Source organism: Sulfuricurvum sp. (assembly GCF_041651515.1).
Classification (GTDB): Bacteria; Campylobacterota; Campylobacteria; order Campylobacterales; family Sulfurimonadaceae; genus Sulfuricurvum.
The window spans coordinates 47,629-62,627 of record NZ_JBAZJF010000006.1 but is presented as its reverse complement, the minus strand read 5'-3'; the positions used below and the strand labels follow the sequence as shown (position 1 = coordinate 62,627).

At 45.1% G+C, this 14,999-nt stretch carries 11 protein-coding genes; 3 read left to right on the top strand and 8 right to left on the bottom strand.

Annotated elements, in window-relative coordinates; genetic code table 11:
- Positions 1 to 5 precede the first annotated feature (5 nt).
- From WC407_RS11265 to metH, 3 genes are read right to left on the bottom strand one after another with little or no spacing between them, the layout of a single operon-like run.
- Positions 6 to 1,232 (bottom strand): glycosyltransferase family 9 protein, encoded by a 1,227-nt coding sequence (locus tag WC407_RS11265; protein WP_373022763.1) that lies wholly within the window; start codon positions 1,230 to 1,232, stop codon positions 6 to 8.
- A 35-nt stretch (positions 1,233 to 1,267) separates the two neighbouring features.
- Positions 1,268 to 2,173, bottom strand: a complete 906-nt coding sequence (locus WC407_RS11260) for a lysylphosphatidylglycerol synthase transmembrane domain-containing protein (RefSeq protein ID WP_373022762.1) — start codon at positions 2,171 to 2,173, stop codon at positions 1,268 to 1,270.
- 15 nt (positions 2,174 to 2,188) lie between these two features.
- Complete coding sequence (metH, locus tag WC407_RS11255; protein ID WP_373022854.1) at positions 2,189 to 5,686, bottom strand: methionine synthase; 3,498 nt, start codon at positions 5,684 to 5,686, stop codon at positions 2,189 to 2,191.
- Positions 5,687 to 5,784: 98 nt separating this feature from the next.
- On the opposite strand from metH, the gene WC407_RS11250 reads away from it, so the two are divergent.
- Positions 5,785 to 8,394 carry an ABC transporter substrate-binding protein gene (locus tag WC407_RS11250; protein ID WP_373022761.1) on the top strand — a complete coding sequence of 870 codons (2,610 nt, stop codon included), beginning with the start codon at positions 5,785 to 5,787 and terminating at the stop codon, positions 8,392 to 8,394.
- On the opposite strand, the gene WC407_RS11245 is transcribed toward WC407_RS11250, so the two are convergent.
- Genes WC407_RS11245 through WC407_RS11235 form a run of 3 tightly spaced genes read right to left on the bottom strand, consistent with a single transcriptional unit; the run spans position 8,303 to position 11,441 of the window.
- Positions 8,303 to 9,544 (bottom strand): ArsS family sensor histidine kinase, encoded by a 1,242-nt coding sequence (locus WC407_RS11245; protein WP_373022760.1) that lies wholly within the window; start codon positions 9,542 to 9,544, stop codon positions 8,303 to 8,305. The two genes, WC407_RS11250 and WC407_RS11245, sit on opposite strands and share 92 nt — an antisense overlap.
- 3 nt (positions 9,545 to 9,547) lie before the next feature.
- A complete protein-coding gene (locus WC407_RS11240; RefSeq protein WP_373022759.1) occupies positions 9,548 to 10,213 on the bottom strand; it encodes a response regulator transcription factor in 666 nt (221 codons plus the stop codon).
- A 58-nt stretch (positions 10,214 to 10,271) separates the two neighbouring features.
- Positions 10,272 to 11,441: an NAD(P)/FAD-dependent oxidoreductase gene (locus tag WC407_RS11235; protein WP_373022758.1), complete on the bottom strand. Its 1,170-nt coding sequence runs from the start codon at positions 11,439 to 11,441 to the stop codon at positions 10,272 to 10,274.
- Positions 11,442 to 11,814: 373 nt separating this feature from the next.
- Between WC407_RS11235 and msrA the strand changes: the two genes are divergently transcribed.
- Positions 11,815 to 12,348 carry a peptide-methionine (S)-S-oxide reductase MsrA gene (msrA, locus tag WC407_RS11230; protein WP_373022757.1) on the top strand — a complete coding sequence of 178 codons (534 nt, stop codon included), beginning with the start codon at positions 11,815 to 11,817 and terminating at the stop codon, positions 12,346 to 12,348.
- Positions 12,349 to 12,395: 47 nt separating this feature from the next.
- Here msrA and WC407_RS11225 read toward each other — a convergent pair whose 3' ends face one another.
- Both WC407_RS11225 and WC407_RS11220 read right to left on the bottom strand, forming a co-directional pair.
- Entirely contained in the window at positions 12,396 to 13,496 is a 1,101-nt protein-coding gene (locus tag WC407_RS11225) for an OmpA family protein (RefSeq protein WP_373022756.1), read from the bottom strand.
- 82 nt (positions 13,497 to 13,578) lie between these two features.
- On the bottom strand, positions 13,579 to 13,914 hold the full coding sequence (locus tag WC407_RS11220) for a hypothetical protein (protein WP_373022755.1): 336 nt from the start codon (positions 13,912 to 13,914) through the stop codon (positions 13,579 to 13,581).
- 75 nt (positions 13,915 to 13,989) lie between these two features.
- Between WC407_RS11220 and WC407_RS11215 the strand changes: the two genes are divergently transcribed.
- Positions 13,990 to 14,937, top strand: coding sequence for an NAD(P)-binding domain-containing protein (locus WC407_RS11215; RefSeq protein ID WP_373022754.1), 948 nt, complete (start codon positions 13,990 to 13,992; stop codon positions 14,935 to 14,937).
- Positions 14,938 to 14,999 lie beyond the last annotated feature (62 nt).

Below are 14,999 nucleotides of genomic sequence, written 5' to 3'. Positions count from 1 at the left end.
GGTATTTACCGGAATCGACTGGTTTTCAATGAAGGTTCAAGAATGGAGTAAACTAATTCGACTCCCAACACTTGCATACAAACATTATCATTGCAGGCAGTTTTCCGGTGATTGGTTGCACTGACACAAGGAGAGCATGCCAGCCCCGCGTAAATGGGGGTTGTAATTCCCAACGACCCGTAAAGTTTTGGTGTTTCCGGTCCGAAAAAGACGAAAGAAGGCATAGAGGTAACGGCGGAAAAGTGGCCGGGACCGGAATCGTTGGTCAGCATAAATTCGGATACTTCATAAAGGGCTACCAGCTCGGCAAAGGAAGTCTTGCCGGCAAAGTTAGCACAGCGAGGCGATTGGAGAGCATCAGGGATATTTTGAAGCCCCTCGTATTCCGCCGGAGCTCCGGTGAGGAGGATAATAACATCGGGATAGGTCTCAAGAACACGGCGTGCAAGTTCGATGTAGTTTCCTCTGTCCCAACGACGAAGCGGCATCAGATCACTGGCATTGGCATTAAAAAGGATAATGCGGTGCTGTGTCGGATCGTATATCGGGCAGATAGAGGCTATTTTGGTTCGCATGGATTCTTTGGCTTCATGGGAGAGGGTCACTTTGTTTAGGATGATTTCATCATCGCTGATCAATGTTTTGGAGTAGGGGATCTCTTTGTTTTGTACGAGTAGTGCATTGACGAGGGCAATAAAATTTTTAGCAATGTGAATATGGGGATTATAGGCCACTTCATGGGTCAACATAGAGCCGCGATAGAGTCCTTCATTGTAAAATGCGTGAAATCCTACCCGTCTCTGTGCTCCTGAAAATCCGGTTAAAAGAGCGGTAAATCTAGAGAAAAGTTCGAGATCTATGACCGTATCGATCTTTTTGGCACGACTCCAAAAGAAAAATTTGAGGGTGTCGCTGATTAAGGTAAAAAGGCCATCTTCTCGAATGGTGAAAATATTCTCTTCGGGAATTGTTCTGAGAAGATCGAGACTCGGTTTGTTTTTTTTGAAAATGACAAAGTGGAGATTGGCATTCAATTCCCGTTTGAGCTTTTGCATTGCCGGATCGACAAGGATGGTACTCCCCATCTCGGAGAGTTCGACCAAGAGAATGTTGGAGGGGGCACTTGCATGAGCGGAGGGGAGCCAAGCGAATGTTTTTTTGAGGATACTCCCTAAAAAACAAAGAGGGACTCCCACCCAATAGTCTACGGCTCTCATGGTATCAACGTGCACGTGCAACTCCTGTAATAACTAAATGATAAGGGTGATTATACAAGCTTTTTCCCGCGAAGCCAGACGAATAAGCCTGGGAGACTTGCAACAATCAGCATCACTCCATACAAAATTGAAACCGAAAGGATCAGCTCTTTGGAGGCTCCGACGAGAATAAATATTCCGACCATGGCGCTTTCTCGAACACCCCATCCTGCGAGGGATATAGGGATCAGCGTAAGCAAAAATACCGGAGGGACGGCCACTAAAAAAATGCTCAAAGAAAGTTCAATTCCAACGGCGCGCGAGAGTTCAAACAAGGAGAAGATGGATAGAAAATGGATAATTATGGAGAGGCCGAGTTGAAGAACGATCGCTTTTTTGTTGGCATAAACCTGTCGGAAACGACTTGAGAGATCGGCAAATACCCGAGTGACTCGGTATTTGCGCAGCCAAGCCATTTTCCGCAATAAGATTAAAACGAGAAAGCCTGATATCCCCCCAATACAGATGGTGTTGATTAAATGAAATAGCCATGCGGGGAGAATATCGCCGCTGAGTAGATTGGCACCGAGATTTAGGATTAGCAATCCGGCAAGCCCAACAATGCGATCGATAAAGATTCCGAAAAATGCCTCTTTTTTACTGTAGCCCAGACTTCCGAGTTCGAGTCCTCGAACAGCGTCTCCACCAATGCTTCCGGGCAATGCCTGATTAAAAAAAGCTCCCTTGAAATAGCTTCCGAGATAGAATGAAAAAGTTTGGTGAAAAGCTAATGCATCCATAATAAGCGACCATCGATAGGCGGCTAATGAGGTACTGATGAGCTGAAGGAGAATGGCAAAAAGGATAAATTTTGCATCGGCATTGAGGATAATATGGTGGATAAATTGAAAATCGACCATCCTAAAGGCAATCCACAAAAAAAGGGCAGAGAAAGTAAATTTGATAAGGTTAATCATGATCCTACCGATCCTCTAAATATTATAATAGGTTGCATCTTTGTGATGCACGACCAGCGCGGTGGTACTTTGTTCAGGGTGGATCTGGTACGTTTCGCTTAGGGTAATGCCGAACTCTTCAGGACGCAGCAGATCAAAAATAATACGGCTCGGCTCCAAATCAGGGCAGGCAGGATACCCGAAACTGTATCGTGCTCCCGCATAACGGTTGAGGCGGACATCGCGCAAAGAGAATCCCTCATCATCATGGGCAATATTCAAATCAAGGCGGATTTGTTTGTGTGCCACTTCCGCTAACGCTTCGGCCAGTTCCACTCCGAATCCATGTACCATATTGTATTCGAGATATTCATTCGCAGCGTAGAGCTCTTTTTCGTATTCGCTGAATTTATCTCCGACACTTACGCAACTGATGGGGAGGACGTCATCACGTGTATGGGCGAAAAAGTCGCTTAGTGCACGATGGGGGGCTTTGCGTTGGCGCGGAAACTCCAAAACGTATTGGGCGTTTCCGATCACTTCATCGAGATTCTGGCGATTCGCATTTTCATCGATGTTCCATCCGCAGCTCTCATCGAAAATGAGGAGCTCTTGATCATTGCTTCGGACGGGATAGTATCCGTAAATTACCGTAGGATCAAACAACCCTCGTTTCACAATTTCACGTTTTATTCTCTCGTATGCCGGATAGACTTTGGTCTCTAAGAGTTTTTTATACTCATCTACGCTCATTCCTGCACGCTTGTATCCCCAGTGCATTTTGAAAAGGCTTCGTTTGTTGACCCATTCACATACCATATCAAAGTCGAGCTGCTCTTTGCGCAAAACCCGACGTCCCCAAAACGGAGGGGTCGGAATTTTTACCTCGCTCGGCATTTTAAGTTCATGAAACGGCGGGATAATAACGTCAACGACTTCTTTGGGCGCTCGTTCGATCATATCTCCGCCGAGGCGGGTATCGAGACCCACGCTTGGCTCGGCATTGTATTTTTCGATTCGGCTCATTGCGATGACCCCGTCAAAGGCATCACGGCAGTAAAAGATCGCCCCCTGATAGATCGGTCGGCAAAAATCGTCTACGAAGCTGCGGGTAAGTGCCGCACCCCCTAATAGCACGGGTGTCGTAATCCCCATGCTTGCCATTGTCTCCAAGTTGTCTCGCATCACCTGAGTCGATTTGACGAGCAATCCCGACATCCCGATGGCGTGAATCTCTTGTGCTTTCATGACGTCGAGATACTCTTCGAGCTCCGTTTTAATCCCGACATTGATCACTTTGAAGCCGTTATTAGAGAGGATGATATCGACGAGGTTTTTCCCCACGTCGTGAACATCCCCTTTGACGGTTCCGATAACGAGGGTGGTATCGGTATCTTTTTCCTGTTTAGAGAGGTAGGGATTGAGATAATCGACGGTGGTTTTCATCGTTTCCGCACTCTGCAATACAAACGGCAATTGCATTTTTCCCGATCCGAAAAGCTCACCGACCACTTTCATTGCATCGATAAGGATCTCATTGACGATGCGGTCGGGATTGATCGTGTGACGCGCTTTTTCCACTAAGGGAATCATCCGCTCTTTGTCCCCATCGAGGAGGAGTTGGGCAATTTTTTCTTCGTCACTCATCGCCTCATAGGCTTCATCGTTTTTGCCGTTGTCGATGGTTTTGTCACTGAAATGGCCGATGAATTTAAAGAGAGATTGATCATTCGGTGTAAAAAGTAACTCTTCACAAATGGCACGATCCTCTTCGGACATTTTGGCAAGGGGTACGATGTGTTTGACGTTAATGATAACGCTGGTCATCCCCGCTTCGATGCAGTGGTGCAAAAAGACACTGTTCAAAAAGACACGGGCATTCATGCTAAGACCGAACGAGATATTAGATAGTCCGAGGGTGGAGCCGACATTCGGGTACTTGGCGTGGAGTTGACGAATCGCTTCGAGGGTTTGGATAGCGGCATCACGGTACTCCACATCTCCGCTTCCCACCGTAAAGGTGAGCATATCAAACATCAAGTTGCGTGGATCGATTGCGTGACGGTTGACACACAGATCATAAATCCGATCCGCGATCCGCATTTTATCTTCCGTCGTTTTTGCCATCCCTTTTTCATCGATCACCAGACACACCAACGCGGTTCCGAATTTTTTGGCGAGGGAACAGATGGCATCGAGACGCTCTTCTCCGTCTTCGAGGTTGACCGAGTTGATGATCGGTTTGCCGCCGATACATTTGAGTGCCTCTTCCATGGTATTGACCCGTGTGGCATCGGGCATAAGAGGAATAGGGATTTTTTGGTTGTAGAGCCTCATGACATGCGCCATATCTACCGCCCCGTCCCGCCCCGCGAACTCGACGTTTACATCCAGACAATGGGCGCCGTCGCGTACCTGTGCTTGACCGACGCTGAGAGTCCCCTCGTAGTCACTTGCAATGATGAGTTCCCGAAACGCTTTTGATCCGGTCGAATTGGAGCGCTCTCCGATCAAGAGTGGAGCCGGTGTTTGGATCAGCTCGACGGTATTGAAAAGCGATGCGATAGAGGGTATAGTCTCTCCGCTTGGTTTTTTCGGGGCGATAGCAGAGACTTTATTCACGAGGGCGCGGATATGTTGAGGGGTGGTTCCGCAGCATCCGCCGAGGAAACTGACCCCGTCGTAGTTTAAAAAGTCACATTGCAACTGAGCAAATTCATCGGGTCCCATCGGATAGTAGGAGTGTCCGCCACGGTTTTGAGGAAGTCCCGCATTGGCATGGACGGAAATCGGTTTTCCCCACACTTGCGAGAGGGTTCTAACGTGTTTGGTGTATTGCTCCGGTCCCGTACCGCAGTTGAATCCAAGGCTGATAATATCGAACGGCTCCAAAATCGTCGCGATGGTTGCCGCATCGGTACCGATGAGCATGCTTCCCGCCAGTTCGATCGTAACAGAGACCATAATAGGCAGAGTCGCTCCACGCTCTTTGTTTGCCGCTTCGCAGGCGTGGAGTGCCGCTTTGATTTGAAGGGGGTCTTGGCAGGTCTCTAGGAGGAAAATATCGCATCCGCCATCAATCAATCCAAGCGCACACTCTAAATATCCTGTGAACATTTCGTCATAGTGGATATGTCCCAGAGAGGGGAGTTTGGTTCCCGGTCCGATAGAACCGAGGACATAACGGGGATGCTCAGGGGTGGAAAACTTTTCGCACTCTGCCTTACAAACTGCCGCTCCTGCGCGGGAGAGCTCGTATGAGCGGTGTCCGATCCCGTATTCATCCAATACCCAGCTAAAAGAACCGAAAGTATTGGTGGTGATGAGGTCGGCTCCTGCAGTGAGGTAGGCATGAAAAATATCGCTCATAACTTCAGGGCAGGTTACATTGAGAAGCTCATTACACCCCTCCAACCCTTCCCATGCACTCATCGGTATTTTGTCATTACGCTCTTGAAGTTGTGTTCCCATTGCACCATCGATAATGAGGGGGCGTTTTTGGAGTGTTTCAAGAAGAGCATTTTTGACCGACATAGCAGAGACCTTGGGGTATAAATAATGCGCGATTTTACCCAATACTACCCTAAAGGGCTATAAGTATGAAAATATAATTGTTTGGATACACTTTAAAGATGAAAAAGATAGTTATTTTACTGATGCTTCTTAGCACTTTTGTATGGTCCAAAGAGTCTGTAACCCTCCAATTGCCATGGCTCCATCAATTCCAATTTGCAGGGTATTATGTCGCCAAAGAAAAAGGGTATTACTCGGACGCCGGGTTAGAGGTGACGATTAATGATGTTCAAAATAAACGTGTCCCCCTTAATGCAGTTTTAGATGGTCAAGCACAGTACGGTGTTGGGCGTTCCTCCTTGGTTATGGACTATATGAAAGGGCTTCCGATTGTCTTGATGGCAGCTATTTATCAGTCCTCGCCTATGATGCTTTTGACCCGTAAAGATTCCAATATCCATACCGCCAAAGATCTTAAAAACAAACGGGTGATGCTCACCGATGATACGGCTGATGGCGCAGAGATACAGGCAATGTTTCATACCGTAGGTTTGAGTGTTTCCGATTTTCGATTGCAACCCCATACGTATGATCCCGCCTCTCTTGCGCGACATGAAACGGATGCAATGGTTGCGTATCTCTCGAATGAACCTTTTATTCTTCAAAAAATGGGGGTTGAAACTCGTGCCATTCATCCAAAAGACTACGGCTTTGATTTTTACAGCGATCTTTTGTTCACGACCCAAGATGAGATAACGCAGCATCCGCAACGTGCCGATGCTTTTTACGATGCCTCAATGCGCGGATGGCAATGGGCATTTGATCATATTGAAGAGACGGCAGATCTGATCTACCATCGCTATAATCCCCAACACAAATCTCTTGAAGCCTTGGTGTATGAAGGGCGTGCCCTTAAAGAGCTTGCCTTTCGTCCTAATATTGCATTCGGATCCATCGACCCTAGCCGGTTAGAGATGATTGCTCAGGGGTATAGATTGATGGGGGGGATAGATTCGACCGTATCGTTTGATTCCATGATTTACAAACATGGAGTACTCCATCTCACCCGCACCGAAAAAGCATGGTTAAAGGAGCATCCGGTCATTCGGGTAGGGATTGATCACAATCGTCCTCCCATTGAATTCTTGGATGAAAACGGGAAAGAGTTTGGGGTCAGCGCATCGTATCTTAGATTACTCGAAAAACGGTTGGGTATCCGCATTGAGATCGATTACAGTCGGAGATTATGGAGTGATTCGATGCAGGCGGTGCGTAATAAAGAGCTGGATATGCTCTCATGTGCAGCAATTACCGAGAATCGGAAAGATACCCTTGTTTTTAGTCGAGCTTATATGAAACAATCCATGGTGATTGTAGCTAATTCAGATGTCGGATATGTGAATGACTTAGGTGATTTGAACGGTAAAAAGGTGGCGGTCGTCCGATCGTATGCAAGTGAAGAGTTTGTGCGTACCCGTTATCCGCAAATTATTCCTATAACCTTTGATACCTCTTTAGAAGCTCTGCAAGCGGTTGTATCGGGTGATGCCTATGCGTGCGTAGAGGGACTTAACGTCGTCAGTTACTTGATTGAAAAGAATAATCTCAAACATCTCAAAGTGGTGGGAGAAACCCCTTTTCACTATGAACTTGCATTTGCTTTCCGAAATGACTGGGGGATGATGGCCTCTATCAGTGATAAGGTGCTTGCCTCTCTAACCCCTGCTGAATACCAAGAGATTCATGGTAAATGGCTGGTGATGGCACCGGCAGAAAAGATCGATTATCGCTTAATTTGGGGAATACTGACGGTAATTGCTGTAATCTTTTTACTGGTCGTCTATAAAAATCGACGTCTCGATGTCTTAGTCCGTCGGCGAACCGATGAACTGGAGATGTTTAATCAACGGCTTAAAGATGAGATCGAAAAAGCAGTTGAGAAAAATCGTACCCAAGAAAAATTGCTGATGCAGCAAGCCAAAATGGCTGAAATCGGTTCCATGCTTGAATCGATAGCGCATCAATGGCGCCAGCCGCTTAATATTTTGGGTCTCTCGATGACGCGATTGAATTTGAGTTGTACGTTTGGAAAAAATGAGGACACCTCAAAGGTGATTGAGATTGCGGAAGCACAGATCGGATATATGTCTCAAACCATTGACGACTTTCGGAATTTCTTTAAACAAGATCGGGTGCGTGTTGCGGTCAATATCGGAGTATTGGTAGGGGAAGTTGAATCTTTGCTTGGTCCTTTACTGGTCCGAAAGAAAATTATTGTTGAACGGCATATTCCTCCGGAAATTGAAGTTTTGGTTTATCCCAATGAGCTGAAACAGGTTTTGATTAATATTGTCAATAATGCGCGTGAAGCGATTGAACATCATAAAGGGGATGAACGTCTCATTATTATTTCATGCGAAAGTGATAACGCTCATTGTACGATCTCCATCGAAGATACCGGAGGGGGAATTCCCCCCTCCATCATCGATAAAATATTTGACCCTTATTTTACGACTAAATTTGAGTCCCAGGGGACAGGAATAGGGCTTTATATGGTTAAGACAATTATTGAAAAACACTTTTTGGGTAAACTCAGTGTGTATAACACATCCAAGGGTGCTTGTTTTGAAATTCGTCTTAACCGTTTTGAAAATGAACAGAAAAGTGATGCTCACCCGAATGAAACTGATGGGTTAGACGCAGAGAATGGGCGTCCAAAATTGACTTGATAATATAGAGACCCAATCCGAAGCCCTGTTGCGAGGTTTGGTTTTGTGAAAAAGGTGCGGTTAAAAATTCTAATGTGCGTTCAGCGGGCCACGGGTCACCGCGATTAATGAAAGTAATAACCCCTTTTTCGTGGAGAATTCGGACTTTATGGTCAGGACTGTATTTAAGTCCGTTATCAATGAAGTTTTTAAAAACGGTGACGAAAACATCACAATCCACTTCAATTATCCCGCCATCACTGCTAATATCCAATGTATCGATTTCGATAAAGAGCAACCCTGCCGCTTTATGGATCAAGGCGATTGGATCACACTCTTTGGGGGAAGGGGAGATCATTCCTGATGTGATCTGCTCGACACGAACCAATTCTTGAATCAGGTGTTCCATCCGAAAAAAAGCCCGCTCTAAAATCGATTTTTCTTCCCCTTTCTTCAAAAAGGGTAAGGAGAGTTTTCCAACCGTAATAGGGGTTTTGAGCTCATGCATGATATTGCGTAAAAAGAGGCGTCGTGCTTCCAACAGAGATTGATTTTTGTGCATTGCGCCGTCTAGGGCATTGGCAACCAGCGATAGTTCATCTTTTTTTGCCGTATGAATCGGAGTATATACCCCCTTTTCGCCATAATAGTTGATCGTACGAATAAGCTTTTTTAGGGGGAAAATCGTCCCTATAATCAGCACATAAAAGAGTAAAAGGGCAAACATAAGGATAAAGAGGATCAGCTCTGGCCAGAGCGGTTTTTGTGCAACGCTCTCTTTGATGACCAGTAGCGGAGGGGTTGCTTTTGTCAAATAGATATACAGATTGCGTTGATCCTTTAATATCTGTATACGCCCCTCTTTCATGGAGTCTTGTATCTCAATGGGGTAGTTCTTTGGGATAGTAGCAAAAGCATTTTTGAGCGTTTTTATTAGATTGGGAACGGGCTTGGAAATTGTGTAACCGTGTTCGACTAAAAACGTTTCGCGCATAGGTGCGGGGAGTGGGACACTTTGGCGAAGCAGCAGTAGCAGATTATCGGCTTCACTTTGTAGCTTTTCTTCATGATCACGAGAGAGTTCATTATGAATGGCATTAAATCCAAAGCCCATGGCAATAAAGGTGACGAGAAAAAAAAGGGTTATTTTAAGAAAAATACTGTGCCACATACTCTATCCTGAAAACCGATAGCCACTTCCGCGTATGGAGTGAATAAAGCGGGGATTTTTCGGATCATTTTCGATTTTCTGCCGAAGCCGGCTGATGATAACGTCAATAGTACGAACGGAACTTTCCTCGGAGATGGCCTTTGAATGGTTAGCGAGGAAGTCTCTGCTCAGTGTTTGGCTTGGATTGAGTAGAAACAGTGCAAGGATATCATATTCAGCGCGTGTTAGGGAGAGGGGTTTATCATTATACAAGATAACTTGTTCGGCTTGATTTAGGATAAAGGGTTTCTTCTTTGTGGCTACTGAAGGGCGGTAGCGGCGTAAGACACTTTTGATCCGTGCAATAAGTTCCCGTGGTTCATAGGGTTTTGGAAGATAATCATCTGCACCGTATTCGAGCCCGATGACTTTATCGTTGATATCGCTGCGCGCACTGGAAATGATAATTGGAATATCCGTTTTGGCACGAATGTGCTTGCACAGCTCTAGTCCATCCATCTGTGGGAGGGTCAAATCCAAGATAATCAGATTAAACTCATTGCTATCCAGCAGTGCCAGCCCCGCGGCAGGGGTAGATACGGCGCTAAGAATAATGTCATATTTTTTAAGATAATTGACGAGGAGGGTTGTAATATCCGGATCATCCTCGACCATCAGTGTATAGAGCATGAAAACCCTTTATTCTTTTTATCACAGTATGCCGCAGGGATGTTAATGAAGGGCAAAGCTACAGTCCGGGAAGTCTTGGAATACGACCCAATTTAGAAAATTTATAATAGTGCCCCCAGAGTTGTTTCAGCCAGTGCCCAATAAATGGCATGGGGATAAGAAATGCTTTGGTTTCATCCCGATAGACGAATCCGGCCCCATTGCCCATGTTCATAACACATAAGATAGTGAGGTGTTCATGATAGGTTTGTTTATCCTCTTCTTTACCGAGAAAATCAACAGCGAGGTTATGTGCCGTAATTCGTCCCATTATTTCGGCAATATGCCCTTGCTTGGCTTTCCAATCCGGTCCCTCTAATGCCGCTGAGTCTCCGATGGCATACCATGAGGATGTCCCCTGAATACAGCACGTTGAATCAATGCGGATAAATCCGGCTTCATTTTTCGGCAGATCGGAATCGATAATAAAAGGGTGCCCTGCGCCTGCGGGGATAAACATAATCAAATCACCCTCTAAGAGTGAATCATCTTCAAAAATCACTGTATTCGCTTCAAATCCTTTGATTTTTTTACCGAAACGGGTGTGAAAATCGTTTAGATTAAAGAGGGAACTGAGCATTTTAAGAGCCTTTTCTCCCATCCGTGCACCGGGTTGAGGCATTGGGGCAAAAAAAGTCATCTTAAAGTTCTTGCGCAGACCCAATGTTTTAAGACGATGGTGGAGATTAAAAAAGAGCTCAAATCCGGGCCCGCCGCGTACGGCACTCATATCTTTAGGATTGCCGCCGAATCCAAAGGCAATGCTTCCAGATCCTTTTGCAATCAAACGATCAATAGCTTTTTTAAGTTCCAACGATTGCTCAGGCTCTCCGCAAATACTAAGGGTATGCTCCAATCCCGCATGTTTCATCTTGCTCGCACCAAGGGCAATAATCAGAATCTCTTCCTGACGAACTCCGCCATGAAGCAAGGTGATTTGTTTTTCAGCTGCATTAAGGGCGCACACACGATCGATTGTTAAAGAAAAGCCGTGTTTGGTTGCCAAAGAAGAGAGGGGAAGGGTTGCTTTATCAAAGGAGAGAGTCGAGACGGGAATCCAAATACTGATAGGGTAGATAAAGAGATAATCACGTTCACTGATAAGTTCTACGTCAAAACCTGCTTTACGGCAAAAAATAGCCGCTTCAACACCGGCGATACCGCCTCCTAGAATAACCACTTTTTTCATACGGGAACCTTCTATATAAGGAGAAGTTTTAAATGCAATTAATAGGGATTATAGTCAAAATAGGTTTAGAAAGTCAAATAAACAAAGGAAACGGGGGTTGAATTGAGGATTGCTCAGGTGAGCAAAGCAGAGTTAGTCTACCATCCAGCTGGCACGTTTGGAAAGGCGTAATTTTTTGATCAGCATTTTTTCCAATGGAGTAATTTTTTCCATCTGTATCTCCTTTTCTAGTATTTCAGCAGTATTCTATCGGGTAAAGGTAACCGTATGATAACAGTGGAGGGTAGATTAGATTTAAACTTTGGATTAGATGAGAGGCCTCAAGGATTCAACAGCTCAATAAGTCAATAATCAGCCCCAAAAAGAGGTCATTATGAGAACAATGCAAAAAGCTCTTGTCGGCGGTGGATGTTTTTGGTGTGTTGAGGGGGTATTTAACCGTGTTATAGGGGTTGAATCTGCCATAAGCGGCTACGCAGGAGGGGCACGCAAGAATCCGAGTTATGAGCAGGTTTGTACGGGAGTCAGCGGACATGCAGAAGTTGTTGAGATAACGTTTGATCCGAAGATACTGAGTTATGAAGAAATTTTAGAGATATTTTTCGAGATTCATAATCCGACTACCCTTAATGCACAAGGGGCTGATCGTGGGACACAGTACCGATCGGTGATTTACTATTATGATGACGATCAAAAAGAGAAAGCTCTTCTCTCGATGGCCAAGGCTCAAGAAGTGTGGAACGAGCCGATTGTGACCGAGCTTGCTATGGCTCCTGAATTTTTTCCTGCGGAGGAGTATCATCAAAATTATTACAGCGAACATCCGACCCAAGGGTATTGTTATGCGGTTATTGCGCCGAAGATTGATAAATTTATGAAGAGATTTGGAAGTAAAGTTAAAAAGTAGAGAAAGCTTTCCCGCAAGTGCGGGAGAAGATAGAAGGAAGGCTTAGCTTATTTGCAAAGATCCACGTCAATACGACGGTTTTCAGCACGGCCTGCTTTTGTTTTATTGGAAGCTATCGGCATTTTCTCCCCCTCGCCTTTTGCGCTGAGACGATCTGCCGCAACCCCTTGTTCGATAAGCATAGATTTTACTTTTTCTGCCCGTTTTTCGGAAAGTTTTTGATTATACGCATCCGATGCAGTACTATCGGTATGACCTACGATCGTTGCTTTATAAGCGCTGCTCTCTTTCAAAAATGCAGCAAAAGCGTTGACTTTGACCGCTCCTTCAGCATCAACTTTATTCGAGTCGGTTGAAAAGTTCAAATGAAGTGTCGCTTTCAGCGGACATCCATCGGCATCGACTTTGAATCCTGCCGGAGTGCCTGGGCATTTATCAGCCGAATCCAATACACCGTCTTTATCGCTGTCTTGAGGTGCTGCAACTACCGGAGCCGGTTTAGCCACTACCGGAGCAGGTTTGGGAGTAACGACCTCGGCAACTACGGGAGCAGCAACTGGAGCCGGAGCAGCAGGTTGTACTTTTTCTCCGAATGCGATGTTTAAGCCCGCAAGCGCCGCGATGTTGTGAACTTCACCATTACTGCCGTCTCTGCCAGCATTACTGTTCATTTTGTACATGTACAACCCTTCAAGCTTAAGGGCAATATTTTTTGTCAAGCCAATTTTGGTTCCAAGACCCGCATCGACCAAAAGACCGTCATAATCATTGGTGTGGTTGTTGGTGTACATTTCATATCCAACCCCTGCTTTTGCAAACGGAGTAAAGACGCTGCTGTTTTCAAACTCATAAACACCGTTAAGCATAGCGCTCCAAACACCTGTAGCATCGGTAGCACCGTTCACACGATTGCGACCGTGCAGGATAGACAGCTCAGGTTTGATGAGATCAGAAATTGCATTGGATTGAAGTTCAACACCGTACACGGAATGATCTTGGACTCCACCCGTGGCTCCGCCATTTTGTGAATTGACTTGATTAGAAGTACTGTTCCAAAGATAACCCATTACCGGGGTAACTTCGTAGTTAAAATCACTTGCACCGAGTAAGGTTGCAGCAAGCAGTGCCGAAAAAGCGAATTTTTTCATAATATAAATCTCCTTGTGACATGTGTAATACGAATAGTATCGCTTAATTGTGATTAAATTATTGTCAAAAATACGAATTAGTTTACGGAGCAGTTCTTTTGATGGTTTCGAATTCATTTTGCATAGTTTTAAGCAGAGCGTTAATTTCATCATTGAGTTGAGCTTGCGCCGCATCAATTTTTTCTAAATGGGAGTTTTTGAGCCCTTCGAGCCGCTGGAGAGTAGTTTGAAATAAGTGCTTATCCGCCGTGAGCAAAATAATTTCTTCTTTGGGGGCCCATTTACGTTTAACGACACCGTCGTGCTGAAATTCAAATATAATGTTTACAGAATTTTCAGAACTGATATATCTGGGCACTGTGTAGGCAAGATAATGTTTTTTTGGGTCACCTTGATGACGCTGGATAACATAGTACATAAAAAGAATAATAACATAAATCAAATTTTATCGCTCTTATGCTAGAGTGTTTTACTTTATCGTTGGAGAGCGTGAATGAATAATGATTACGAATTGGCCATTATAGGGGCCGGCCCTGCAGGGATAGCGACAGCTATTGAGAGCTATGTGTTGGGGATGCGTAATATTGTTGTATTAGAAAAAGATGAAAATCACAATGCAACCATTCGTAAATTTTACAAAGATAACAAACGGGTAGATAAAGATTGGAAAGGGCAAAAAGTCGAGTTGGACGGAACCCTCTATTTTATGGATGGAACCAAAGAGAGTACGCTCGATTTTTTTGATCAACTTCTTGATCATAAATCGCTGGAATTACGTACCCACAGCGAAGTGCAGAAGATTGTGAAAAACGAAGAGGGGTTTGAAGTTTTTATTGCCGGCGGGAGTATCCGTGCAAAGTATGTAGTGGTAACGATCGGGCGGATGGGTAAACCCAATAAACCGGATTATAAATTTCCGCCATCGATTAAGAATCAAATTCACTTTACCCTCGATGGGTGCAGTTCCAATGAGAAAATTATGGTGGTCGGTGGAGGAGATTCGGCGATTGAATATGCGGTGGATTTGTGCAGTAAAAACGAAGTGAGTATTTGTTACCGACGCGGTACTTTTCGTCGTGCGAATCCCACTAATCAGATCGATATTGAAAAAGCGGTGACGAGCGGATGTGTCAGAGCATTACTCAACACCGAAATTGTTGAATTGGAAAGTGAAGCCGGAAAAGTGAAGGTAATATTTTCTGACGGCTCTTCAGAGCTGTTTGATCGACTTGTCTATGCGATCGGGGGGACAACACCGAGCGGCTTTTTATCAAGTAGCGGTATTCGTGAAGAGGAGGGCAAGCCGGTACATGATGAGAATTATCAGTCCAATATTCCAGGCCTTTTTGTCGCGGGCGATATTACACAAGAATCGGGCGGCTCAATCGCCTTGGGGCTTAATCACGGGTTTGCCATTGCCAACTACATTAGGTCTTTATGAAACACGCTTGCGTGTTTGGGCTTCCCGCCGAGGGAAACTTAGCGTTAGCGTAGCAAATCGGA